The 24725-nt window shown below is 66.5% G+C and carries 23 protein-coding genes; 12 read left to right on the top strand and 11 right to left on the bottom strand.

The features are described from left to right. Positions 1 to 9 precede the first annotated feature (9 nt). The 4 genes from metG (at position 10) to mazG (ending at position 4083) form a co-directional block, all read left to right on the top strand. Positions 10 to 1563, top strand: a complete 1554-nt coding sequence (metG, locus tag BMW51_RS01325; RefSeq protein ID WP_093002600.1) for a methionine--tRNA ligase — start codon at positions 10 to 12, stop codon at positions 1561 to 1563. After that, on the top strand, positions 1563 to 2351 hold the full coding sequence (locus tag BMW51_RS01330; protein WP_093002602.1) for a TatD family hydrolase: 789 nt from the start codon (positions 1563 to 1565) through the stop codon (positions 2349 to 2351). The genes metG and BMW51_RS01330 overlap by 1 nt, the downstream gene beginning before the upstream one ends. After that, entirely contained in the window at positions 2348 to 3112 is a 765-nt protein-coding gene (locus tag BMW51_RS01335; protein ID WP_093002605.1) for an MBL fold metallo-hydrolase, read from the top strand. Before BMW51_RS01330 ends, BMW51_RS01335 begins: the two co-directional genes overlap by 4 nt. Positions 3113 to 3336: 224 nt before the next feature. Continuing rightward, on the top strand, positions 3337 to 4083 hold the full coding sequence (mazG, locus tag BMW51_RS01340) for a nucleoside triphosphate pyrophosphohydrolase (RefSeq protein WP_093002607.1): 747 nt from the start codon (positions 3337 to 3339) through the stop codon (positions 4081 to 4083). Between the two features lie 12 nt (positions 4084 to 4095). On the opposite strand, the gene hflX is transcribed toward mazG, so the two are convergent. The 7 genes from hflX to dusB all read right to left on the bottom strand — a co-directional run bounded on the left by hflX (position 4096) and on the right by dusB (position 13197). Beyond that, positions 4096 to 5388, bottom strand: coding sequence for a GTPase HflX (hflX, locus tag BMW51_RS01345; RefSeq protein ID WP_093002609.1), 1293 nt, complete (start codon positions 5386 to 5388; stop codon positions 4096 to 4098). 28 nt (positions 5389 to 5416) lie between these two features. Further along, entirely contained in the window at positions 5417 to 5899 is a 483-nt protein-coding gene (gene hfq, locus BMW51_RS01350; protein ID WP_093002611.1) for an RNA chaperone Hfq, read from the bottom strand. Between the two features lie 140 nt (positions 5900 to 6039). Then, positions 6040 to 7410: a nitrogen assimilation response regulator NtrX gene (gene ntrX / locus BMW51_RS01355; RefSeq protein ID WP_093002613.1), complete on the bottom strand. Its 1371-nt coding sequence runs from the start codon at positions 7408 to 7410 to the stop codon at positions 6040 to 6042. Between the two features lie 4 nt (positions 7411 to 7414). Beyond that, entirely contained in the window at positions 7415 to 9649 is a 2235-nt protein-coding gene (locus BMW51_RS01360; RefSeq protein WP_245708224.1) for a sensor histidine kinase, read from the bottom strand. A 58-nt stretch (positions 9650 to 9707) separates the two neighbouring features. Beyond that, positions 9708 to 11141, bottom strand: coding sequence for a nitrogen regulation protein NR(I) (ntrC, locus tag BMW51_RS01365; protein ID WP_093002618.1), 1434 nt, complete (start codon positions 11139 to 11141; stop codon positions 9708 to 9710). After that, complete coding sequence (locus BMW51_RS01370) at positions 11141 to 12199, bottom strand: two-component system sensor histidine kinase NtrB (RefSeq protein WP_093002620.1); 1059 nt, start codon at positions 12197 to 12199, stop codon at positions 11141 to 11143. Before BMW51_RS01370 ends, ntrC begins: the two co-directional genes overlap by 1 nt. Next, entirely contained in the window at positions 12199 to 13197 is a 999-nt protein-coding gene (gene dusB / locus BMW51_RS01375; RefSeq protein ID WP_093002622.1) for a tRNA dihydrouridine synthase DusB, read from the bottom strand. Before dusB ends, BMW51_RS01370 begins: the two co-directional genes overlap by 1 nt. A gap of 73 nt (positions 13198 to 13270) precedes the next feature. On the opposite strand from dusB, the gene BMW51_RS01380 reads away from it, so the two are divergent. Genes BMW51_RS01380 through BMW51_RS01390 form a run of 3 tightly spaced genes read left to right on the top strand, consistent with a single transcriptional unit; the run spans position 13271 to position 15464 of the window. After that, entirely contained in the window at positions 13271 to 14407 is a 1137-nt protein-coding gene (locus BMW51_RS01380; RefSeq protein ID WP_093003765.1) for a bifunctional 2-C-methyl-D-erythritol 4-phosphate cytidylyltransferase/2-C-methyl-D-erythritol 2,4-cyclodiphosphate synthase, read from the top strand. Next, the gene (locus tag BMW51_RS01385) at positions 14404 to 14931 is read left to right on the top strand and encodes a hypothetical protein (protein ID WP_093002624.1); all 528 of its coding nucleotides are present in this window, start codon (positions 14404 to 14406) and stop codon (positions 14929 to 14931) included. Before BMW51_RS01380 ends, BMW51_RS01385 begins: the two co-directional genes overlap by 4 nt. Next, positions 14928 to 15464 carry a CinA family protein gene (locus BMW51_RS01390; protein ID WP_093002626.1) on the top strand — a complete coding sequence of 179 codons (537 nt, stop codon included), beginning with the start codon at positions 14928 to 14930 and terminating at the stop codon, positions 15462 to 15464. Before BMW51_RS01385 ends, BMW51_RS01390 begins: the two co-directional genes overlap by 4 nt. Here the strand turns inward: BMW51_RS01390 and BMW51_RS01395 are convergent. Continuing rightward, entirely contained in the window at positions 15404 to 15886 is a 483-nt protein-coding gene (locus BMW51_RS01395; RefSeq protein ID WP_093002628.1) for a type II toxin-antitoxin system RatA family toxin, read from the bottom strand. The genes BMW51_RS01390 and BMW51_RS01395 overlap by 61 nt on opposite strands. After that, positions 15886 to 16818: a lipoyl synthase gene (gene lipA, locus BMW51_RS01400; RefSeq protein WP_093002630.1), complete on the bottom strand. Its 933-nt coding sequence runs from the start codon at positions 16816 to 16818 to the stop codon at positions 15886 to 15888. Before lipA ends, BMW51_RS01395 begins: the two co-directional genes overlap by 1 nt. 51 nt (positions 16819 to 16869) lie before the next feature. On the opposite strand from lipA, the gene BMW51_RS01405 reads away from it, so the two are divergent. Continuing rightward, complete coding sequence (locus tag BMW51_RS01405; RefSeq protein ID WP_093002632.1) at positions 16870 to 17505, top strand: carbonic anhydrase; 636 nt, start codon at positions 16870 to 16872, stop codon at positions 17503 to 17505. A gap of 20 nt (positions 17506 to 17525) precedes the next feature. On the opposite strand, the gene BMW51_RS01410 is transcribed toward BMW51_RS01405, so the two are convergent. Both BMW51_RS01410 and aspS read right to left on the bottom strand, forming a co-directional pair. After that, on the bottom strand, positions 17526 to 18911 hold the full coding sequence (locus BMW51_RS01410; RefSeq protein ID WP_177171474.1) for an APC family permease: 1386 nt from the start codon (positions 18909 to 18911) through the stop codon (positions 17526 to 17528). A gap of 77 nt (positions 18912 to 18988) precedes the next feature. Continuing rightward, complete coding sequence (gene aspS, locus BMW51_RS01415; RefSeq protein WP_093002634.1) at positions 18989 to 20815, bottom strand: aspartate--tRNA ligase; 1827 nt, start codon at positions 20813 to 20815, stop codon at positions 18989 to 18991. Between the two features lie 149 nt (positions 20816 to 20964). Between aspS and rnd the strand changes: the two genes are divergently transcribed. Genes rnd through BMW51_RS01435 form a run of 4 tightly spaced genes read left to right on the top strand, consistent with a single transcriptional unit; the run spans position 20965 to position 24684 of the window. Then, a complete protein-coding gene (gene rnd, locus BMW51_RS01420; RefSeq protein WP_093002636.1) occupies positions 20965 to 22140 on the top strand; it encodes a ribonuclease D in 1176 nt (391 codons plus the stop codon). Further along, entirely contained in the window at positions 22140 to 22421 is a 282-nt protein-coding gene (locus BMW51_RS01425) for an I78 family peptidase inhibitor (protein WP_245708225.1), read from the top strand. Before rnd ends, BMW51_RS01425 begins: the two co-directional genes overlap by 1 nt. A gap of 31 nt (positions 22422 to 22452) precedes the next feature. Further along, positions 22453 to 23583 carry a metallophosphoesterase gene (locus BMW51_RS01430; RefSeq protein WP_245708226.1) on the top strand — a complete coding sequence of 377 codons (1131 nt, stop codon included), beginning with the start codon at positions 22453 to 22455 and terminating at the stop codon, positions 23581 to 23583. Positions 23584 to 23613: 30 nt separating this feature from the next. Next, a complete protein-coding gene (locus tag BMW51_RS01435) occupies positions 23614 to 24684 on the top strand; it encodes a single-stranded-DNA-specific exonuclease RecJ family protein (protein WP_093002640.1) in 1071 nt (356 codons plus the stop codon). Positions 24685 to 24725 lie beyond the last annotated feature (41 nt).

Below are 24725 nucleotides of genomic sequence, written 5' to 3' on the forward strand. Positions count from 1 at the left end.
GAGCGGCGCATGGGCAAGCCCTTCTACATCACCACCGCGATCAGCTATCCCAACGGCCGTCCGCACATTGGCCACGCGTACGAAGCGATTGCCGCCGACGCGATCGCCCGTTTCCAGCGTCAGGCCGGGCGCGACGTACGGTTCCAAACCGGCACCGACGAGCACGGCCTTAAGATGGCGCAGACCGCGCGCGACCAGGGGCGCGACATGCGTGATTTCGCCGGCGAAATGTCCGGCCATTTCAAGCAGATGTGCGATACGCTTGCGATCAGCTACGATCGCTTCATCCGCACCACCGATGACGATCACTATCGTGCCAGTCAGGCGATCTGGCGCGCGATGGAGGCGAGCGGCGACCTTTATCTCGACCGCTACGAGGGCTGGTACTCGGTTCGTGACGAGGCGTTCTACGACGAGAAGGAGCTGGTCGAGGGTGAGGGTGGGGCAAAGCTGTCGCCGCAGGGCACAGCCGTCACCTGGACCGCGGAGGAAACCTGGTTCTTCCGCCTGTCCAAATACCAGCAGCCGCTGCTCGATCTTTACGCGCGCGAACCCGATTTCATCCGGCCGGAGAGCCGCCGCAACGAGATCATGCGCTTCGTCGAAGGCGGGCTGTCCGACCTGTCGGTCTCGCGGACCACGTTCGACTGGGGCGTGCCGGTGCCCGACAGCGACGGGCACGTCATGTACGTCTGGGTCGATGCGCTGACCAATTATCTGACCGGCGCCGGCTACCCGGACGGCGAGATGCCGTACTGGCCCGCCGACCTGCACCTGATCGGCAAGGACATCGTCCGTTTCCACGCGGTCTATTGGCCCGCGTTCCTGATGTCGGCGGGGATCGCGCTGCCGAAGACGGTGTTCGGCCACGGCTTCCTGCTCCACCGCGGCGAGAAGATGTCGAAGAGTCTCGGCAACGTCGTCGACCCGCTCGGGCTCGCCGACGCGTTCGGTGTCGATGCGCTGCGCTACTTTCTGCTGCGGGAGGTCAGTTTCGGGCAGGACGGCAGCTACTCGGCCGAGGCGATCGTGACGCGCGTCAATGCGGAACTCGCCAACGCCTTCGGCAACCTGGCACAGCGTACCTTGTCGTTCATCGCCAAGAACCTGGGAGGCGCCTTTCCTCGGGCAGGTCGCGGCGAAGACGCCGACGCGCAGTTGATTGAGGAAGTGGTCGTCGCTTGTGCCGGGATGCGGAGCGCCTTCGACGACCTGATGCTCAGCCAGGGAATCGAGGCGTGGTTGCGGGGCGTATTCGCGTGCAATCAATATATCGACGCACAGGCGCCGTGGTCGCTGCGCAAGACCGATCCCGAGCGGATGCACGCGGTGCTCGGCACGCTGATCCGCGCGATCCGCATGCTCGCGATCGCCATTCTGCCGGTGGTGCCGCGCGGGGCCGGGCACGTGCTCGACCTGCTCGGCGCCAATGAGCGTACGCACGCCGCGATCGACGACGACGGCTGGTACGCGCGGATGGTTGATGCCGGGTTTACCATCGCCGCGCCGACGCCCGCATTTCCGCGGCTCGAATTGCCGGTCGATGGCGAGGTGGCAGCCTGATGCTCGCCGACAGCCACTGCCACCTGAACTACAAGGGACTGGCCGAGGACCAGCAGGCAGTGCTCGAACGCGCCCGCGCGCGCGGCGTGACGGCCATGCTCAACATCTCGACCCGCGAGAGCGAGTGGGACGACGTGCTCGCCACTGCAGAGCGCGAGCCCGACGTGTGGGCGAGCGTCGGCATCCACCCGCATGAGGCCGATCAGCATCCGCATATCGACACGGCCAAGCTGGTCGAGCGCGCCGCGCACCCGCGCGTCGTCGCGATCGGCGAAAGCGGGCTCGACTATCACTACGATCATTCCGATCGCGTCCGACAGCAGCAGAGCTTCCGCGCGCACGTCGCCGCCGCTCGCCAGGCTGCCGTGCCCCTGATCGTCCACACCCGCGACGCCGAGGACGACACGATCGACATTCTCGCCGACGAGATGACCCGCGGCGCCTACGCCGGCGTGATCCACTGCTTCACCGCGAGCGGCGATTTCGCGGACAAGGCACTCGCGCTCGGTTTCTACATCTCCATTTCAGGCATTGTCACGTTCAAGAACGCGCGCGATCTGCAGCAGACGGCCGCACGGCTTCCCACCGATCGCCTGCTGATCGAAACCGACGCTCCGTTTCTCGCGCCCGTGCCGCATCGCGGTAAGACCGGCGAGCCCGCCTTCGTCGCCGACACCGCCGCGTTCCTGGCCGACCTGCGTGAAGAGCGGGTCGAGGACCTGCGGCGGTACACGGCCGAGAACTTTCATAGGCTGTTCGGCAAGACCGGGATCAAGGCTGCGGCGTGAAGGTTCGCATCCTCGGCTCGGGCACATCCTCCGGCGTGCCGCGGATCGGCAACGACTGGGGTGCCTGCGACCCGGGCGAGCCGCGCAACCGGCGAACGCGCGCGTCGATCCTGGTCGAGCACGAGGGCACGCGCATTCTGGTCGACACCGGGCCAGACATGCGCGAACAATTGCTCAGCGCCGACGTGGGCGTGGTCGATGCGGTCATCTGGACCCACGCGCACGCCGACCATGTGTTCGGCATCGACGATCTCCGGCAAGTCTATCACGCGCGCGGCACACCCGTACCTGCCTGGGCACGCCCGAAGACCGCGGCGCTGCTGCGTCAGCAATTCGGCTACGTGTCCGAGGGCAGTGGGGGCTATCCCCCGATCGTCGATCTACGTCTTCTAGACGACGAGGTAGTGATCGGCGACATTCGCGTGCGTGTAACCGATCAGCCGCACGGGTCGATCACCTCGGCCGGATTGCGGTTCGAGGCCGGTGGCGTCGCGATCGGCTACGCGACCGACGTGAGCGGCATGACCAGGGCGATGTTCAATTTGTACGCAGACCTTGATGTCTGGATCGTCGATGCGCTCCGCCGGCGGCCGCACCCGTCGCACGCCGATCTGCCGACCGTCCTCGGCTGGATTTCCGGACTGTCGCCGAAGCAATCTGTGCTGACCCATATGGATCAGTCGATGGACTATCGCACTCTATGTGGCGAGCTGCCGCCGGGCGTGGAACCCGGCTATGACGGCTGGGAGCGGCATTGGTGAGCGGTCACGTCGGTCAGGCGCTGTTATACGCTTTGCTGTTGGTGCTGCCGTTGTCGGCGCTCGCAGCGCGGCGGCTGCCGATGAACACCTTGGTGCTTTACGCAGGAGCATGGATGGCGATCTTCGGCGGCGCGTTCGTCCTTGTAGCGCTGCTTTCGCGATGATCGTACATGCACGCTTTACATAATGCTTATTATCAACTCTGGATGTAGGCCTGATTTCTGATGATCGATCGTCTCCTCGGCATCATGCGCCGACTCCGCTCGCCCGACGGTTGCGAGTGGGATCGCGCACAAACCTTTGAGACAATTGCGCCATACACGATAGAAGAAGCTTACGAGGTCGCCGACGCGATCACGCGGCATGACATGGCCGATCTGAAGGACGAACTAGGCGACCTTCTCCTCCAGGTCGTGTTCCACAGCCAAATCGCGGAGGAAGCTGGCCTCTTCACCTTCGACGATGTCGCCGCCGCGATCAGCGACAAGATGGAACGCCGCCACCCGCACATCTTCGGCGATGCGCCCAGCGGCGGTCATCACTTGTGGGAACAGGTCAAGGCCGCCGAGCGCCAAGCAAAAGGCGCGGCCGGTACACTGGACGGTGTCGCGCTCGCGCTGCCGGCACTGCAGCGTGCCGAGAAAATCCAGAACCGTGCAGCGCGCGTGGGGTTCGACTGGCCCGATGTCGACGGCCCCCGCGCCAAGATCGACGAGGAACTTGCCGAGGTCGCGGCTGCGACGAGCGCGGACGAACGTGAAGACGAAATCGGCGACCTGCTGTTCGCGACCGTCAACTGGGCGCGCCATCTGGGTGTCGACGCTGAGGCGGCGCTGCGGCGCGCGACCGCCAAGTTCGAGCGACGCTTCCACGCGATGGAACGATTGAGTGACGAGTTCGCCTTGCTTCCTCTCGATCAGAAAGAAGCATTGTGGCAGCAGGCGAAGCGTGCCGAAGTGGAGCACGGCTGACCCGCTACTCGCCTAATCGGCGCGCTGCTGAAATCGCTCGAAATCGCGCTCCGCCATACGCACTTCGTAGCGCGCGCGATCGGCTTCGACGTCCTGCGACAGAACCTCTCCGTGCTGATGCAGCCAAGCCGCACCTGCACCGTCGGCCGGGTCGAGCGTGACGACATAGCGTCGGTGACCGGTCGTCAGGCGCGCCGCCGCCTGGCGGATGAGGTTGTCGACCCCTTCCCCGGTCAGCGCCGAGATCGTCATCACGTCCTCGCGCCGCTCGGCATCTGCGATCAGTGCCTCACGATCGCCAGGATCGATCAGGTCGAGCTTGTTCCACGCCTCGATCCGCGGTGTCGTCTCGGCCACCCCGATCTCTTCGAGGACCGCCTCAACGTCGGCGCGCTGCGCCTCTGTGTCGGGATGAGCGATGTCGCGAACGTGGATCAGCAGGTCGGCGGAGACGACCTCCTCCAGCGTTGCCTTGAACGCCGCGACCAGCTGCGTCGGCAGTTCCGAAACGAAGCCGACCGTGTCCGACAAAATAGCCTTGTCGAGACCAGGAAGCGAGATCTGCCGAAGAGTCGGATCTAGCGTCGCGAACAGCAGGTCTTCCGCCATCACGTGACTACCCGTCAGCCGGTTGAACAGCGTCGATTTTCCAGCGTTGGTATAGCCGACCAGCGCAATCACGGGCCAAGGCGCCCGCTGGCGCCGCTCGCGGTGAAGCCCCCGAGTGCGCGTCACCTGATCGAGTTCGCGCCTAAGGCGAGCCATCCGGTCGCGGATCAACCGCCGGTCCGCCTCGATCTGCGTCTCTCCGGGACCGCCGAGAAAGCCGAAGCCGCCGCGCTGTCGTTCGAGGTGTGTCCAACTGCGCACCAGCCGCCCGGACTGATAGTCCAGGTGCGCGAGTTCGACCTGCAATCGCCCCTCTGCCGTTGCGGCGCGCTCACCGAAAATCTCTAGAATCAAGCCGGTCCGATCGATTACCTTGGCTTCGAGCGCGGTCTCGAGATTGCGCTGCTGAATCGGAGTCAACGCGCCGTCGAAGACGACCAGCTGCACTTCCTCCATCCGCGCGCGCGTCGCCACTTCCTCGATCTGCCCGCTGCCGATCAGCGTCGCGGCGCGCGGTGCGCGGACGCGGAGCGCGATACGCTCGACCACTTCCACCCCGATAGCGGCGGCTAGACCCGCGGTTTCGTCCAGTCGCGCCTCGGCGTCGCGCGACGATCCGCCGAGATCGGGGAACACCACGATCGCCTTGGCACCGCGCGCGAAATCGTCGCGGTCGCGCTCGAACCCGCCGCTCACGCGCGCACCTGCATCATCGGCCCCCGGATCAATCCTCGTCCTGCTCCTCGGCAAGGTTGAGCGGTCGCGACGGCTGAATCGTCGAAACCGCGTGCTTGTAGACGAGCTGCGACATGCCGTCGCGCTGAAGGAGCATGCAGAACAGGTCGAAGGCCGCGATCGCGCCTTGCAGCATCACGCCGTTGACGAGGAACATCGTCACCGGATCTTCCGACTTGCGCACCGCATTGAGGAAGATGTCCTGCAACAACGGCTGCTTGCGGGTGCTTTCTCCCAGTGATCCGACAATCCCGTCCACGTCGATCTGCCCAGCAGGCATGATCGTCGAGATTGCGTGCTTGTAGATCAATTGCGACTGGCCATCACGCCGCAGCAGCACCGAGAAATTGTCGAACCAGGTCACGATCCCCTGCAGCTTGACGCCTTTGACGAGGAACATCGTCACGGGCGTCTTCGACTTGCGCAGCGAATTGAGGAACAGGTCCTGTAGCGAGGTCTGCTTGTCGGCCATGTGTCAGTCCATTTTCTTGGCGGGAGGTTCCCCGCGATGCGCCGGTGCCCGGCGTCGGCATTGCGTCGTCGATTGTTTCAGAAGCTATGCAACGCGTCGGTCCGCGTCCAGTGCCCGACGCGGATTTACGCCGCCGACACTCAATCGTCGCGCGTCTCGGTGATTCCCAGCAGCTTCAACTTGCGATGCAGCGCCGAGCGCTCCATCCCGATGAAGCTGGCGGTGCGTGAGATGTTGCCGGAAAACCGCCGGATTTGGACGCGCAGATACTCGCGCTCGAACGTCTCACGTGCCTCGCGCAACGGGGCACCCATGATCGCGCTGCTGCCCGCGCCCGATCCTTGGTCGCCCAGCACCTCGGCCGGCAGCAAATCGACGTCAATCCGTCCGATCCGGTTACCCGGCGCGAGGATGATCGTGCGCTCGACGACGTTGCGCAGTTCCCGCACGTTGCCGGGCCAGTCGTAGGATTGCAGCGCCACCATCGCCTCGGTCGCGATCTGCGGCACGGCGACGCGTCGCTCGGCGGCGTAATGCGCAACGAAATGCTCGACCAGCGGCGGGATGTCTTCGCGCCGCTCGGCGAGCGATGGGATGACGACCGGCACGACGTTCAGACGGTAATAGAGGTCTTCGCGAAAGCGCCCTTCCGCGATCTCGACCGGCAGGTCACGCGCCGTGGCCGAGACGACACGAATGTCGACCTTGACGACGCGTGTGCCTCCTACCCGCGTGAAGCTCTGATCGGTCAGGACGCGCAGAATGCGTGCCTGCGTCGCCATCGGCATGTCGGCAATCTCGTCGAGGAACAGTGTACCGCCGTGCGCCTGTTCCAGCAGCCCGGTACGCTTGAGGTCGCCATTCTCCTCAACCCCGAACAGCTCCTCCTCAACGCGCTCGGGCGCCATCCCGGCAGCGCTCATCAGGACGAAATTGGCATGGGCACGCTGGCTCCAGCCGTGCAGCAGCCGCGCGGCCACCTCCTTGCCGACGCCTGCCGGTCCCATGATCAGCGTACGACTGCCCGTCCCCGCCACGCGCTTCAGTGTCGCGCGCACCGCGTTGATCGCGGTCGAGTTGCCGGTCAGGTCGACCGCCCTGCCCACCGCCGCACGCAACGACGCGACCTCGGCGCGCAGCCGCTCGGTCTCGGTCGCGCGCTCGACCATCAGCAGCAGTCGCTCGGCCTGGAACGGCTTCTCGATGAAATCGGCCGCACCCTTGCGGATGGCGGCGACCGCGGTGTCGAGCGTGCCGTGGCCTGAAATTACCAGCACGGGGATCGAGGGATCACGATGCTTGATCTCATCAAGCAGCTCGAGCCCGTCGAGCCGCGAACCCTGCAGCCACACGTCGAGCAGCACGAGGCTCGGGCGCCGTGTCGCGATCGCCTCCAGTGCGCTGTCGCTGTCGGCGGCGACGCGCGTGTCATAGCCCTCGTCCTCCAGCACACCGGCCACGAGTTCGCGGATGTCGAGTTCGTCATCGACGACGAGGATGTCGATCGCCATGCGGTTAGTTCCGGCTCCTGGTCAAAGCGGCGATCGTGCGATCGTCGTCGGAAGTGTCTTGATCGTCGTCGAGCGCGAGCGGTTCGAGCAGCGCGGGCTCGAACGCCAGCGTCACGACCGTGCCGCCACCCGGACGATCGTCGAACGTGATCGATCCATGATGCTCCTCGACGATCTTCTTGACGATGGCGAGGCCGAGCCCGGTACCACGCGCGCGCGTCGTCATGTACGGCTCGACGATCCGCTCGCGCTCCGCCGGCAGCCCGACGCCCGTGTCAGCGACGCTGATCATTACGCGCTGATCGTCGCCGTCCAATCGCATGGTGATCGCCGCCTCGTCGCGCCCCGACGCCTCGACCGCCTCAACCGCGTTCTTCACCACATTCGTCAGCGCCTGACCCAGCTGGCGGCGATCGCACACCAGCGTGGGTGCCGGATCGTCGTGCGTGAGCGTGAAGCGGATGCGCGGGTGTGCGACCTCGTGCAGGAACATCGTCTGCCGTGCGATGTCGAGCAGCGCCTCATGGCGGAACACGGGCTTCGGCATGCGCGCGAACGACGAAAACTCGTCCACCATCCGCCGCAGGTCGCCGACCTGACGCACGATCGTGTCGGTCAGCCTTGCAAAGGTCGTGTCCCCCTCCTCCACCTTGCTGCCGTAGCGGCGCTGCAGCCGTTCGGCGGCGAGCTGGATCGGGGTCAGCGGGTTCTTAATTTCGTGCGCGATGCGGCGGGCTACGTCGGCCCAGGCGGCGCGGCGCTGATCGGTCAACTGCTGGGTGATGTCGTCGAAGGTGATGATCGGACCCGATCCGTCGCGGGCAACGCGGGCCGCGAACGTGCGCTGCTCACCCGCGACCGACACCTGCACCGCGCCCTCGCGCGCGTCGTCGGAGAGCATCTGGTCGAGTTCGGGCGCGACACTCGCCAGCGGTCGCCCGATCGGCGGGTCCTCCAGCCCCAGCAAGGTGCGGGCCGAGCTGTTGGCGAGCCGGATCGTGCGATCCTCCGCGATCGACAGCACGCCCGCTGAGACCCCCGACATCACCGCCTCGATCAGCGCGCGGCGACTCTCCAGCTGCGTGTTGGCGGTGACGAGCGCGGTATTCTGCGTCTCCAGCCGGGAGGTCATCGCATTAAATGCGTTCGACAGAACACCGACCTCGTCGCGCTCCAGCGTGTCGGGAACGCGCGCGGCGAGATCACCGTTCGCGACGCGCCGCGCCGCCTCGACGAGTTCACCGACCGGCCGAACCAGCCGATCCGCCACCTGCAATGCGATCCACACCGCGAACGCGACGATCAGCAGCGAGATGATCAGCAGCGCGGCATTGAAGCGCAGCTGGAGCGAGCGAGCGCGTTCGAGCAACTGGCGATAGTCGCCCAGCACCGCCGCGCCGCGATCGATCTGCGCAGACAGCTGCGGGTCGAACACGCGCGCGGAGTACAGATAAGTGTTGGGTTGGTAGTCCAATCGGGTCAGCGCCCCTGCGCGATCAGACCCCTGCACGATCACCGTCGGTCTGCCTTGATCCAGCTTCGCGACCATCTGAGGCGTTACGACACGATCCAGCGGGCGATCATACGGGTTGAGCAACGCCAGCGTGCGCAGCTCCCCATCGTCTCCACGACTGACGATCGCTGCCTCGGAGAGGTTGCGCAGATACAGTTGGTACGCGAGTCCTTCGCTGAAGCGCTTGCTGTCGATCGTGTCGGTGCGCAGATAGTTGGCCAAATCGCTCGACATGGTCGCAGTTTCCTGCGCCACGCGGTTGAGTTCGCTGGTGTAATTCTCCTGCGCCAGGCTCGCCGCATTCTCGAACATGCTGCGCGCACGGTCGGAATACCAGAATTGCACACCGTATTGGAACAGCAGCGAGGCGAAGATCGTCACCAGCAGCGCGGGGACCGCGGCCACGGCCGAGAACAGCAACACGAGCCTGACGTGGAGCCGACCCTCCCCACCGACCGGCGAGCGCGCCGCGCGGCGACGCGCGATGCGACGTCCCGCGAGCATCATCAGCGCGATTCCGCCCGCCAGATTGGCGACGAGGACCAGCGCGATCACTGGTGGTGCGAGCAAACCCTTTGGATCACCCTCGCCACGGACGATGAAGTAACTGGCTAGCGCGATCGCGACCACCGCGGCGAGCACGCCCAATTCGACCGCCGGAGTCACCGACAGCCTGCGCGCCGGAGCGGTCATCGAGGGAGAAGCGGGCTGTGCGCCGGCATGCATCACCGGCGCGCTACACCATCAGTGTTGCATGGAAAACACATATTTCGGTGAGTGGAGGCTAAACCGCCGTCGAACCGGCCTCTGGATCGATCCCAAGCAGGTCCAGCCGCTTGCGCAGCGTGTTGCGGTTGAGGCCGATCGCGCGCGCGGCGCGCAGCTGATTGCCGCCGTGGCGCCTGAGCATTGCCTCGATCATCGGCCGCTCCACCGCTGCAACCAGTCGTGCGTGCAGGGTGCCATCCTCCAGCGCGCGTGGTTCGTTGCGCGCCAGCTGGTCGATCATCGCGGCGACTGCCTGAGCCAGGTCAGTGACATCCTCGCTTGCTCCGGAGGCGGTCGAACCAAGCACGCTTCTGATTTCAGCGGCCGTGATGCGATCGTCGCGCGACAGCGCCGCCAGCCGGCGCATCAGGTTTTCCAGCTCGCGAACGTTGCCTGGCCAGGAGAACGCCTCCAACTCGGCCGCGGCGTCGACATCCAGCGTCTTGTGCGGCAAGCCAGCGCGCGCCGCACACTCCAGAAAATGCCGCGCGAGCTCGGCAATGTCGCCGCGCCGTTCGCGCAAGGCCGGCAACGAAATCGGCACCACGTTCAATCGGTAGAACAGATCCTCGCGGAATTGCCCGTCCGCGATCGCGTCATGCAGGTCGCGGTTGGTCGCGGCCACGATGCGCACCTCGGCGCGAATCGCGCGGGTGCCGCCAACAGTGGTGAATTCGCCCGATTGCAGCACGCGGAGGAGCCGCGTCTGCGCGTCGCGCGGCATGTCGCCGATCTCGTCGAGGAACAGCGTCCCACCGGCTGCCTGCTCGAATCGTCCCGCGGTGCGTTGCGCCGCACCGGTGAAGGCGCCGCGTTCGTGCCCGAATAGCTCGGCCTCGATCAGCTCGCGCGGAATTGCCGCCATGTTGATCGCGACGAACGGTCCTGTCCGGCGCGGCCCGAGATCGTGGATCGCGCGCGCGACTAGTTCCTTGCCCGTTCCCGACTCGCCCGACACCAAGACGGTGAGATCGTTCGACACCACGCGCGCGATGATGCGGTAGACCTCCTGCATCGCGGGCGAGCGGCCGATCAACGGCAATGACGCATCTGGCTCAACGCCGGGCAGCGACTCCATCCCGTTCTGGCGTGCCAGCGCTGCCGCGACGGTGCGCGTCAGCGTGTCGAGGTCGAACGGTTTGGGCAGGTAATCGTACGTGCCCGCCTCGGTCGCGCGTACTGCGGTGGTCAACGTATTGCGCGCGGACAGGACCACGATCGGTAGCCGCGCGTGTTCGGTGACGATTGTGGATGCGTGATCGATGCCGTCGCCGTCAGGCAGCACCACGTCGGTGATCAGCACGTCGGGCAGCTTCGCTCGCATCTCGCGGTCGAGCTCCGCCAGACAGGTCGCGGTGCGAACGTTGTGCCCTGCGCGGCGCAGCGCCTGAGCGACCACCAGGCGGATCGCATCGTCGTCGTCGACCAGCAGGAGATCGGCCGCCGCCATCACGCGGCTCGCGGCAGCAGGATGCGAAACACCGTCGCGCTCGGCGTGCCCTCGCGCGAATATTGCACGAGCCCGCCCATGTCGCGGATCAGCTTGTCGACCAGCGCTAGCCCCAACCCCTTGCCCTCCGGTCGGCTCGACACAAATGGGTCGAACAGATGTTCGGCGATGTCGTCCGGCGCGCCCGGGCCGCTGTCGATCACGCAAATCTCGATCGGCAGCGCGACGCGGCCCTCGCCGTCCCTGGCCAACACCGTGATCCCGTGGCGGTATGCGGTTGCAAGCGTGATCCGCCGTTCGCCGATCTGCCCCAAGGCGGCTGCCGCGTTCTTGAGCAGGTTGAGCATGACCTGCAGCAAGGCGTCGTGATTGCCCAGCGCCAGCGGCAACGACGGATCGTAACGCTCTTCCACCGTGATCCCGCGCGCGAACCCCGCCAGCGCGACATCGCGCGCGTGCGCCAGCAGCGGATAGATGTTGATCGGCCCTATCTCGCGCGGCCGCGTGTCGGTGAAATCCTCCATCCGGTCGATCAGCGCGACAACGCGGTCGACCTCCTTGATGACCAGAGCGCACAGTTCGGCGGGCGCTGCTCCCGCGGCGATCAACTGGGCCGCGCCGCGGATGCTCGACAGCGGGTTCTTGATTTCATGCGCCAGCATCGCGGCCGCCCCGACTGCGGATCGCGCTGCGGCGGCACGGTCGTTGGTCTGCCCGAGCCGCCGCGACGGGGCGGCGTGGTGCAGCGTCAGGACGCGCCAGCCGGGCTGGTCCGGCACCTCAGCCTCGATCAGGTCGACGCGCAGTGCAAGGCCCTGACGCGTCGTGACCGTCGTGTCGAAGAACGCAGCCGCCTGCCCGCTCCGCCGCGGCAAGCCGCCGGGACGCGTCAGCACGTCGCTCAGGCGCTGACCGACGAGCGCGCGCTGCGACATGTTGAGCAGCGCCTCGCCTTCGGCATTCACCTGCGCGACGCGATCCTGACCATCGAGCGTCAGCATCGCCACTGGCAAGGCCGCGATCAGATCGGCGTCACTCGGCTGGCGAGGCGCCAGCATCACGCCGCAGCGCGCGACAGATAGGGCGCGTAGAACTCGCGCAGCATCGCCTTCACCCGGTTCGCGTCGGGTTCCTGGTTGACGCGGTTGCGGAACACCGCCGATCCGTCGATCCCCTTGGTGTACCAGCCGATGTGCTTGCGCGCCATGTTGACGCCGGTGACGGTGCCATAATGCTCGAGCATCGCGTCGTAATGCTCTGCGATCACGTGATATTGCTCGTCGAGCGACGGATCGGGCACACGGCGTCCTTCCGCAAACCACGTCATCAACTGTCCCAGCAGCCACGGGCGTCCGTAGGCGCCACGCCCGACCATGATGCCGTCCGCGCCCGACTGCTCCAGCGCGGCCTCAGCGTCCTCGATTGAGCAGATGTCGCCGTTGGCGATGACCGGGATCGATACTGCGTCCTTCACCCGGCGGATGAAGCGCCAGTCCGCCGAGCCCTTGTACATCTGGTTACGTGTGCGACCGTGGACGGTGACCATTCGGATGCCGAGATCCTCGGCGATCCGCGCCAGTTCTGGCGCGTTCAGGCTGTCGTGGCACCAACCCATCCGCATCTTGAGCGTGACCGGCACCTCGACTGCGTTCACCACGCCCTCGATGATCGAACGCGCGAGCACCAGATCGCGCATCAGCGCGGAGCCCGCGTCGCCGTTGGTGACCTTGCGCACCGGGCAGCCCATGTTGATGTCGATGATCGCCGCGCCCTTGTCGCGCGCGAGCTTTGCGGCCTCGCCCATCTCGTACGGCGCGCAGCCGACGAGCTGCATTGACACCGGCTCCTCGGACAGATGCCACATCGCCTTTTGCAACGACTGCCGCGTCTCGCGGATCGCGGCCTGACTAGCGATCATCTCGGTCACGTTCAGCCCGGAGCCGTAGCGGCGGACGAGCGTGCGGAACGGCTGGTCGGTCACGCCTGTCATCGGCGCGAGCACCACGGGCTGGTCGATCCGCACCGGACCGATCTGAATGGGAGTAAGCGTCTGCATGCCTGTTATTTAGGCAGTAAACTCTCGGCGCATGGGTGGCAAGGTTGCGAACATGCGACTAGTCGCGTCCGCGATGAAGACCGTCGCGATCATCGTTGCCGCCGGAACCGGCTCGCGCTCGGGCCAGGCCGGGCCGAAGCAGTTCAGCATCGTCGCAGGTCGACCCATGCTGGTGTGGAGCTATCGCGCGTTCGCCCGCCATCCAAACGTTGACGAGGTGCTGGTCGTGATCGGCCGCGGGCAGGACGCCTACCTACGTGACGCACTGCCCGACGCGCGCTTCGTGTTCGGGGGATCGGAGCGACACGAGTCGGTCGCGGCGGGACTGGCCGCCTGCGCGGACGCCGATGTCGTTCTGGTGCATGACGCGGCGCGTCCGTTCATCCCCGCCGACACGATCGACCGCCTGCTCGCCGCACTCGACCGTCACGATGGCGCGGTACCCGTGCTCCCAGTCGCCGATACATTGGTCCATACCGATGGCACGATCGTGCCGCGCGAGCCGCTGCGACGGGTTCAGACGCCACAGGCATTCCGCCACGCCACGCTGTTGCGCGCGCACCACGCCTGGTCAGGGAATCCGCCCACCGACGACGCGCAGATGGTGCGTGCGCTTGGCGGCAGCGTCGCGCTGGTGCAGGGCGACCAGATGCTCGACAAGGTCACCTACCCCGCCGACTTCGCCGCCGCGGAGGCGCGGATCGGCTATGAGACGCGTTCAGCCAGCGGCTTCGACGTTCATCGGCTGGAGGACGGCGAGGAATTGTGGCTCGGCGGGGTGCTGATCCCCCATCATCAGGGTCTGTCCGGGCACAGCGACGCCGACGTGGCGCTCCACGCGATCACCGACGCGGTGCTCGGCACGATCGCCGCTGGCGACATCGGCACGCACTTCCCGCCCAGCGATCCTAAGTGGAAGGGCGCCGAGTCGGGACAATTCCTGTCGCACGCGCGTGAACTGGTCGAGGCGCGTGGCGGACGCGTCACCTTCGTCGACATAACGATCATGTGCGAGGCGCCCAAGATCGGTCCGCACCGGCCTGCGATGCAGGCGCGGATCGGCGAACTGCTCGATCTGCCGGTCGACCGCGTCAGCGTAAAGGCGACCACGACCGAGCGGCTCGGCTTCACCGGCCGCGGTGAAGGTATCGCGGCGCAGGCGATCGCGACGATACAGTTGCCCGGTCAACTGCCGGGCACCCCCGCATGAGCCGCCTGATCGCACTCGCCGCCGTGCTGTCGCTGGTCGCGGCACCAGCTGACGCGCAGACGCCTTGCCTGAACCAGTCGGAAGCAGAGTCGATCGCGCTGGTCAGTATGCCCGCGATCATCCGCGACGCCGGCCGGGTCTGCGCCGCACTGCCCGCGACCAGCCTGCTGCGGCGGACGTCGGGACCGTTTCTCGCCAAATACGACGCCGAGGCCGATCGCGCCTGGCCCGCGGCGAGACAGGCGATTGCAAAGCTGAGCGATCCCTCGGTGGAAGTGCTGCTGATGAGCGACTATGCTCGTCCGATGCTGACCAGCCTGTTCGCGCCGCAGATCACCGGGCGTCTTCAGCCGCGCGACTGCCCGACGCTCGACCGCCTCGTTACGCTGCTCGAGCCGCTGCCGGCGCGCAACACAGCCGGCATCGTCGTCGCCACGCTCCAGTACATCAAGGCCGAGCACGCGCGCGGCGCGATGCGCGATGCGCCCGACCTGCCGATTTGCGCTGCAAAGGCTGCGCAATGAGCGACGGCCACAGCGACAGCGTGCTTCCCGCCGAACTGCTCGCCGCCGCACGCCGGGTGGTGGAGGAAAACCGCGCGGCGAAGCGCTGCGTCGCGGTAGCGGAGAGCTGCACCGGCGGGCTGGTGTCCGCCGCGCTGACCGAGATCGCGGGCTCGTCGGCCGTGTTCGAGTCGGGCTTCGTCACCTATTCCAATGAGGCGAAGATCGCGATGCTGGGGGTCAGCCGCGACGTGCTCGACACCTTTGGCGCGGTGTCGATCGCGACCGCGTGGAGCATGGCGCAGGGTGCACTCGCCAAATCAGGCGCGGACGTGGCGGTCGCGATCACCGGCGTCGCGGGGCCGGGCGGCGGCAGCGAGAAGAAGCCCGTCGGCACCGTCGTCTTCGCGCGCGCCGAGCGCGGCGGCGATCCCGCCGACGTCATCGCCGATCGCAAGTTCTTCGGCGATATCGGACGCGGGGGTGTCCGGCTTCAGGCGGCGCTGTGCGCGCTCGAACTGCTGCTGCCCGGACCTGCCGTGGAGGCCGAATAGAGCACCGCCGCGCGCGTCTCGAACGCGCCGATCATCTTGCGCAGTGCAACCGAGAACACCTGTCCCGCCAGCATCTCGAACATCCGGTTCTTGAACGCGAAATCGACCGTGAAATCGACCAGGCAGCCGCCCTTCCCGTCGTCGCGAAAACGCCAGTCGTTGTAGAGGTATTTTAGCGGCCCATCGACGTATTCGACGTGGATCGCCTCCGGGCGCTGCTTCTTGACCCGCGACGTGAACGTCTCGCGCAGACCCTTGAAGCCGACGATCATGTCGGCGACCGTCTCGGTCTCGCTGTCCTGCCGCACACGCATCGCCGTCACCCACGGCAGAAACTCGGGGTAGCGGCGCACGTCCGCCACCATGTCGAACATCTGCTCAGGGGTGTACGGCAGCGCGCGCGTCTCGGAATGCTTGGGCATTAGGCGCGCGCCAGCTTCGCCTCGCGCGCGGCCCGCAGCTTCGCGAAATCGTCGCCTGCGTGGTAGCTTGACCGTGTCAGCGGCGATGACGCGACGAGCAGAAATCCCTTGGCACGCGCGATCGCGGCATAAGCGTCGAACGCCTTGGGCGTGACGAAATCGGCCACCTTGGCGTGCTTGGGTGTGGGTTGCAGATACTGCCCCATCGTCAGGAAATCGATGTCGGCCGACCGCATGTCGTCCATCACCTGATGGACCTCCAGCCGCTCCTCGCCCAGACCCATCATCACGCCCGACTTGGTGAAGATCGACGGATCGTGCCGCTTCACGCTCTCCAGCAGCCTGAGCGATGCGTAGTAGCGCGCGCCGGGTCGGATCGTCGGGTACAGCCGCGGCACGGTTTCCAGATTGTGATTATACACGTCTGGCCGTGCCTCGACGATTGACTCGACTGCGGCCTGCGCCTTGTTGCGGAAGTCGGGTGTCAGGATCTCGATCGTCGTCGACGGCGTGTTGCGACGGAGAGCCTGGATCACCTTCACGAACTGCGACGCGCCGCCATCGGGCAGATCGTCGCGATCGACCGAGGTGATGACGATATGCTGCAACCCCATTTCGGCCGCCGCCACCGCGACATGCTCGGGCTCGAGCGGGTCAACCGCGCGCGGCATGCCGGTCTTGACGTTGCAGAAGGCGCACGCGCGCGTGCACGTGTCGCCCAGGATCATCACGGTCGCGTGCTTCTTGGTCCAGCACTCGCCGATGTTGGGGCACGCCGCCTCCTCGCACACGGTTGCGAGGTTCAGGCGCCGCATCAGCTGCTTGGTCTCGGCGAACCCGGTCGAAGTGGGCGCCTTGACGCGGATCCAGTCGGGCTTGCGCGCACGCAGCGGCGCGGGGGTGGGAGCCAGAAGCGAGTTCGTATCGTTCATGCGGCGCGAGATAGCGTCGTCTGACCCCTTAAACAACGTAGGAGCTTGAGAATGCCAAGGGATGTTGCCGGTCTGATCGAGGGTTACCACCGCTTCCGCAACGAGGAGTGGGCAAGCGAGAAGGCCGAGTGGGAGACGCTCGCCAAGGGGCAGAAGCCCAAGGTGCTGGTGATCGCCTGCTCGGACAGCCGCGTCGATCCGACGCAGATCTTCGACGCGCGTCCGGGCGAATTGTTCGTTATCCGCAACGTCGCCAATCTGGTGCCGCCTTTCGAGACCGGCGGCGGCTATCATGGCGTGTCGGCCGCGCTCGAGTTCGCGGTGACGCAGCTCAAGGTCGGCGAGATCCTGATCATGGGTCACGCCTCGTGCGGAGGCTGCGCGGCAGCCTTGTCGCAGGGGTTCAAGGACGCCGACAAGGGCGCGGGCGGCTTCGTCGCCGACTGGATCAGCCTGCTCGACGACGCGCGCGAGAAGGTCGTGGCCGACAAGGGCACCGGTCCCGAGGCGCAGACCGCGATGGAGTGGGAGGGCGTGCGCACCTCGATCAAGAACCTGCGCACCTTCCCCTTCGTCAAGGAGCGCGAGGACGCGGGCGATCTGAAACTGCGCGGCGCGTGGTTCGGCATCGCCGAGGGCCAGCTGCGCGTGATGCAGGACGGCGAAGGCGCGTTCGAGCCCGCTTGACGTGCTTCGGTGCCGATCGCTCAGGCGGTCGGCACCACCGCCTGCCATTTACGCCGCCTGAGCACGAGTAGATAGTATGCGGTGGCAATCACGATCTGAACGATGGTAGCGACGACCGCCGGTCGCCCTTCTTCCACGTCCTGCCACGTCGCGACCGTAATCAGCGCCAGCGCGATCAGCGTCACGATGGGCGCCAGCGGGTAGAGCGGCATGCGATAAGTTGCGTGGCGCGAAGCGCCCGATCGCCGCCCCATCATCGCAGCGACCGCGATCCCGGCGTAGATCGCGATCAGCCCTGCCCCGCTCCAAACCTCCAGAAGCCGCAGCGGCAGAAAACACAGAGCCATGCCAACGCCGCCAACGATCAGCGTTCCCAGGTGGGGCGATCCCCAACGCGGATGTATTGCGGTCATCCAGCGATCGAACGGCCGCCCCCATGAGCCGTCACGCGCGGTGCCGTAGAAGAAGCGCGCACAGGCGAGCACCCAGGCAATGATCGCGTTGACGATCGCGAGCGCGACGCCGAGCGCCATCGCCTGCCCCGCACGTTCTCCCGCCATCGCGGTCACCAGATCGCCGAACGGATTGGACGAGGCGAGCAGCATCGGCAGGTCGACTGCACCCATCAGCGCGGCGAGCAGCGGCACGCCTTCCAGCACCAGCGTGAAGACGAGTGCGAGCATGATCGAGCGCGCGATCCGCCGCGGCGCCTCATGCATCTCCTCGCCGAAATACACCGCCGCGCCGTAGCCGTTAAATGCGAAGATCGCGATCGAGGCCGCCACGCCGATCGATGTCAGCGACGCGGGCGCGAGCCCCTGTCCCATCGCCATCACCGGATGAGTGAGGAAATTGAGCGGGTTGCGCTGCACGTCGATAAGACCGAACGCCGTCACCGCGAGCAAGGCCATTACCTCGATCAACAGGAAAAGCCCGGTAACGAGCGCGTTGACGCGGATGTTGAGCAATCCGATCAGCGTGCACGCCCCAACGACCGCGATCGCAGTCGGCACCTGCGGCAGCGATGGGATGACACCGACCAGCACTTCGCGGATGCCCAGCCCTGCGACTGGCAGGAAGATCAGGTTATTGAACACGTTAATGCCGAGCATCACGAACCCGGCCATCGGCCCCAGCGTATGCGCGACCATGACATATTCGCCGCCGGCGACCGGCCAGGCGGACGACAGCTCGGCGTAGATATAGGCGGTGGCAACGCATACTAGGCCCGCGATGATCGTCGCCCAGATCGCGCCGGTACCCGCGACCTGCAACATGCCCGGCACGATCACGAACACCGACGATGCCGGCGTCGTCACCGACAGCGTCAGGAACAGCACCCCCGCCACGCCCAGGCTACGCGCGAGCGGCACCGGCGCCGCCGATGAAAGCTGTTCCTCTGGCATCGTCCCCCGCCTTAATGGCGCGGGCTTCTTGCATGGTTAACGAGGGGGTGCCAGCCCCTCGATGCCCTCAGCGTCGATCAGCCAGCGCGCTTGCTGACCGCGGCGTCGACGTCCGCCTTGGGCCCGTCGACCGTCACGCGCAGGTTCAGCTCGCGCAGCTGCTTGGGCGTCGCGTAGTTGGGCGCACCCATCATCAGGTCCTCCGCCTTCTGGGTCATCGGAAAGACGATGACTTCGCGAATGTTCGGCTCGTCCGCCAGCAACATGACAATGCGGTCGATGCCGGGTGCGGATCCGCCGTGCGGCGGCGCGCCGTACTTGAACGCGTTGATCATGCCCGCGAAATTCGTGTCGACGTCAGCCTGGCTGTAGCCCGCGATTTCAAACGCTTTGTACATGATGTCGGGGCGATGGTTGCGGATCGCGCCGGACGACAGCTCCACGCCGTTGCAGACGATGTCGTACTGGTAAGCGAGGATGTCGAGCGGGTCCTTCGTCTCAAGCGCCTCCATCTCGCCCTGCGGCATCGAGAACGGGTTGTGGCTGAAATCGACCTTCTTGTTGTCCTCGTCGTACTCGAACATCGGAAAGTCGACGATCCAGCAGAACTCGAACCGGTTCTGGTCAATCAGCCCGAGCTGATCGGCGACGCGCGTGCGCGCCAGCCCGGCGAGTTTTGCTGCCTGCGCTTCCTTGCCCGCGGCGAAGAACAGGCCGTCGTTCGGCCCGAGCCCGAGCGCGTCGGCCATCGCCGACATCTTGTCCTCGCCGTGGTTCTTGGCGATCGGCCCGCCCCACTCGCCGTTCTTGCGCGTGGCGTAGCCGAGTCCGGCGAAACCCTCGCCCTGCGCCCAGGCGTTCATGTCGTCGAAGAACTTGCGGCTCTTCTCGTGCGTACCCGGTGCCGGGATCGCGCGCACCACGTCGCCCGCCTCGACGATCGAGGCGAAGCGGCCGAAGCCCGATCCGACGAACTGCTCGGACACGTCGGAGATGATCAGCGGGTTGCGCAAGTCGGGCTTGTCGTTGCCGTATTTCAGCATCGATTCGCGGTATGGGATACGCTTGAACGGCAGCGCGGAGATGGTCCGCCCCTTGCCCTGCCAGTCGGCGAATTCCTCGAACACGCCGTGCAGCACAGGCTCAATCGCGGCGAAGACGTCGTCCTGCGTGACGTAGCTCATCTCGAAATCGAGCTGGTAGAATTCACCCGGGCTGCGGTCGGCCCGCGCGTCCTCGTCGCGGAAGCACGGCGCGATCTGGAAATAGCGGTCGAAGCCCGCGACCATCAGCAGCTGCTTGAACATCTGCGGCGCCTGCGGCAGCGCGTAGAACTTGCCCGGGTGAACGCGGCTGGGGACGAGATAGTCGCGCGCGCCCTCTGGGCTCGATGCGGTCAGGATCGGCGTCTGGAACTCGGTGAAGCCCTGATCGACCATGCGGCGGCGGATCGACGCGATCACGCTCGAGCGCAGCATAATATTGGCATGCAGCTTCTCGCGGCGCAAATCGAGGAAGCGGTTCCGCAGCCGGATCTCCTCCGGGTATTCCGCGTCGCCGAACACGGGCATCGGCAGCTCGGCGGCGTGGCTCTGCACGGTCGCGGCGCGGGCGTAGACCTCGATCTCGCCGGTCGCGAGGTTCGGGTTCACCGTTGCTTCCGAACGGCGCTTCACATTGCCGTCGATCGTCACGACCGACTCGACGCGCAATCCGTCGAGCAGCGACAGCACCGGACTGTCGGTATCCGCGACGATCTGCGTGATGCCGTAATGGTCGCGCAGGTCGACGAACAGCACGCCGCCGTGGTCGCGCTTGCGATGCACCCAGCCCGACAGGCGAACGGTTTCGCCGTCGTTCTCGGCGGTCAGTTGGGCGCAGGTGTGCGAGCGATAGGCGTGCATGCTGTTTCTCTTAAATCATGCTCCGGCATCGGACCGGAGCCTGTTGCGGCTGCTTAACCCACCGGAGGTGGATCACCGAAGACCCGCGCGCCCTCCCCTTCCAACCACGCTTTGTCAAGCGCGCGGGCGCCCGCTATGACCCGCGTCATATGCACGTTCATCCCCTGATTACCGACAGCGCGACGCTCGCCAACCTGTGCGCCCGCCTCGCCGATGCGCCCTTCGTGACCGTCGACACCGAGTTCATGCGCGAGAGCACCTACTACCCCGAGCTCTGCCTGATCCAGATCGCGGACACCGAGGAAGCCGCGGCGATCGATCCCAAGGCGCCCGGCCTCGACATGACTCCATTGCTCGAGCTGCTGACCGAGAACGAGGATGTGCTCAAGGTCTTCCACGCCGGTGGGCAGGATATAGAGATCATCTACAATCTGACTGGCCGCACCCCGCACCCCCTGTTCGACACACAGGTGGCGGCGATGGCGCTGGGTCAGGGCGAGCAGATCGGTTACTCGAACCTCGTCGACAGCTGGCTGGGTATCCAGGTCGACAAGGGCGCACGCTTCACCGATTGGTCCAGGCGGCCGCTCGATGATCGTCAGGTCGATTACGCGATCGGCGACGTGACGCATCTCTCACGTATCTTCCCGAAGATGCTGGAACGATTGAAGAAGACCGGGCGCGGCGCGTGGCTAGACCAGGAAATGGAGCGGCTCGCCGATCCGGCGAACTACGCCAACGATCCCGACCTCGCGTGGAAGCGCGTTCGCGTCGCCAGCCGCAAGGCCGACGTGCTCGGGCGATTGAAGGCGATCGCGCGCTGGCGCGAGCTGGAGGCGCAGGGCAAGGACCTGCCGCGCGGCCGCATCGTCAAGGACGAGACGCTCGGCGATCTCGCCGGCCATCCGCCGCGCCGCCAAGCCGACCTCGCCAAGGTCCGTGGCCTGTCGCAGACCTGGGCCTCGAACGAGATCGGCGCGCGGCTGATGGCGGCGATCGAGCACGCCCGCCCGCTTCCGGCCGACGAGATGCCCGCGCGCGACGACCGCAAGCCGGGGCTCGGCAAGGACGGCGCGCTCGTCGCCGACCTCTTGAAGCTGCTGCTCAAGATCCGCGCGCGCGACATCGACGTGGCCCCGCGGCTGCTCGCGCGCTCGGACGACCTCGAAGCACTCGCGGCCGGCGCGCGCAGCGGTTTGTCGATCCTTGAGGGCTGGCGCTTCGACCAGTTCGGTCGCGACGCGCTCGACCTGGTCGAGGGGCGGATGGCCTTCGCGGTCACCGGCGGCCGGTTGAAGATGACCCGCGCGGAGGCAGCGGAATGATGCGCGTCGCTCTGTTGATCGCGGCAGCGACGGTGGCGGCGTGTGCGCCCAAGAACGCAGAGGTCGCCGCCTCCTCTGTCGTCCCGTGCAATGCCGAGCCGGTGCAACGCTTTCTCGGGCAGCCTGCCGATACCGCACAGGCCGAGGCGCAGCGGCTGAGCGGCGCGCGAAGCGTCCGCCGCTATGCGACCGGCGACATGCTGACGATGGACTATCGCGCCGATCGCCTGAACATCGAGACCGACGCTGCCGGCCAAATCGTGAAGCTCACCTGCGGATAGACCCCGCACGCTGACACCCTCGCGTTACCGGGTGAGGAGTATCGCCGTCTTTCACCTGTTCTTCTCGATACCCAGCCTCATCGTCATCGCGCGCTGGCTGATCCCTCTGTCGCTCCCCTTGGGTTGGAAGCTGGCCGGTGCATTGCTGCTGCTGGTGGCGTCGCAATATCATCTCTGGAGCAGGCTCTCTTCGGGGTCAGTGTTCGCGCCCGAGTTTCCGCGCCCCGTCGTGCTGCTGTTCAACTGGGCGTTCGGCGCGATCCTGCTGCTGGCGGTCCTCCAGATCGCACTCGACGTGGGTGGCGTGGTCGGCTGGTTGTTGACACGCGGCACTTGGCATATGCCGGATGCGGCGCGCTACGCAGCCGCCGTGCTTGCGGTGGTGCTGGCCGCGATCGGAGTCGCGAACGCGTCCCGTTTGCCGCCGGTGAAGGATGTCGCGGTCGCGATCCCGAACCTGCCGCCGGCGTTCGAGGGCTACCGCCTGCTGCAACTCACCGACTTGCACCTCAGCCGGCTCTTCACCGCGCGCTGGGCGAGCGCCGTCGTCGCGCGCGCCAACGCGTCGGGCGTCGACGCGATCGTTGTGACGGGCGACTTCATCGACGGCTCGGTCGCGATGCGTCACGCCGACGTTGCTCCACTCGCCGATCTGCGCGCACCGGACGGCGTCTGGGCCGTTCCGGGCAATCACGAATACTTCTTCGATTACGCCGACTGGATGCATCACCTGACTAGCCTGGGCATTCGCATGCTACCGAATGCGCATACGCTGCTGCGGCGCGAGGGCGCCACGCTGGTGATCGCGGGCGTGACCGATGCCTCGGCACGCGGCGCGGGACAGGCAGGTCCCGACCTCGCCGCCGCGCTGACGGGCGCGCCACCCGCGGCGCCGATCATCCTGCTCGACCATCAGCCGCGGAACGCACGTGCGGCGGCAGCCGCGGGCGTGGCGCTGCAATTATCGGGGCACACCCACGGCGGGATGATCGCCGGCATGGCGAAGCTGCTCGAACCCGCCAATGCTGGCTTCGTTTCGGGTGCCTATCGCATCGGTGATATGACACTCTACGTCAGCAACGGCACCGGCCTGTGGCCCGGCTTCGCGCTTCGCCTCGGACGACCGTCGGAAATGACCCGCTTCACGCTCTACCGCGCGTGAACCTCCGCTGCCGCTGGCGGTTCTGCCGCCATGATCGGTTCACTGACCAACGATGATCCTCGCGCCGACGCGCGCGCCGGCATGACCCGCTTCCTCGACGACGTACCAGAGGGACGGATCATCGTCGCCGGTCACTTCGACGCCGACGGTCTGGCAGCGGTGGCGATCCTCCTGCGCGCGCTGCAAGCCGGTGGGCGCAATGCCGAGGCGGCGATCGTCGGCAAGGGCGAGACGCCGTGGGATAACTCTTTCGCCGATCGACTGCGCGCTATGTCCCCCGTGGGCCTGATCGTCACCGATCTCGGCACCCGCGGCAACCCCGTTCTTCCGGGCGTGCCGACACTGACGATCGACCATCACCGGCCGACCGGCACGCCGCCCGATGGCGTGACGCTGAGCGGTCACGAACTCGATCCCGAACCCACCAGCGCGCTGATCGCGTGGTGGGCCGCCGCCGCCATCGGCGACCAGAGCGATCTGCAATGGCTCGCCGCACTCGGCCTGATCGGCGACATGGCACCCGAGCATGCCTTTCCCGAGCTCGCCGAAGCGCAGCAGCGCTGGGGCAAGACCGCGCTTCGCGACGCGACCTCGCTCGTCAACGCACCCAGACGGACCGCTGCGGCCGATGCCTCGCCCGCGCTGCGCCTGCTGCTGGAGGCGGACGGGCCCAAGGTCATCACCAAGGGCGACAGCGCCGATGCGGCCGCGCTGGTCGCGGCGAAGGCAGAGGTGCGCGCGGAGGTCGAGGCCGCCCGCCGGGTTCCTCCACGCGTGAACGGCGAGGTCGCGCTGATCCTCTTCTCCTCGCCGTGCCAGGTCCACCCGCTGATCGCGCAGCAATGGCGCGGGCGTTTAAAGGACAAGGTCGTCATCGCTGCTAACAGCGGCTACCGCCCGGGCTGGGTCCATTTCGCCGCCCGCTCGGCGAGCGGTTGCGATCTGCTCGCCTTCCTCGCCGAGCACCGGCCCGATGGCGCCGACGGTCGCTTCGGTAACGGTCACGCGCAGGCGACCGGGGGCGCCTTGCCGATCGAACAATGGAACGCGTTCGTGAGCGGACTGGGCTTCGACGAAGCGACGCTGCCGCGCGCCGGTTGATCGCCAAACTACGACCATCACGCCGTCCCCCGTCATTGCCG

The organism is Sphingomonas palmae (genome assembly GCF_900109565.1).
Classification (GTDB): Bacteria; Pseudomonadota; Alphaproteobacteria; order Sphingomonadales; family Sphingomonadaceae; genus Sphingomonas; species Sphingomonas palmae.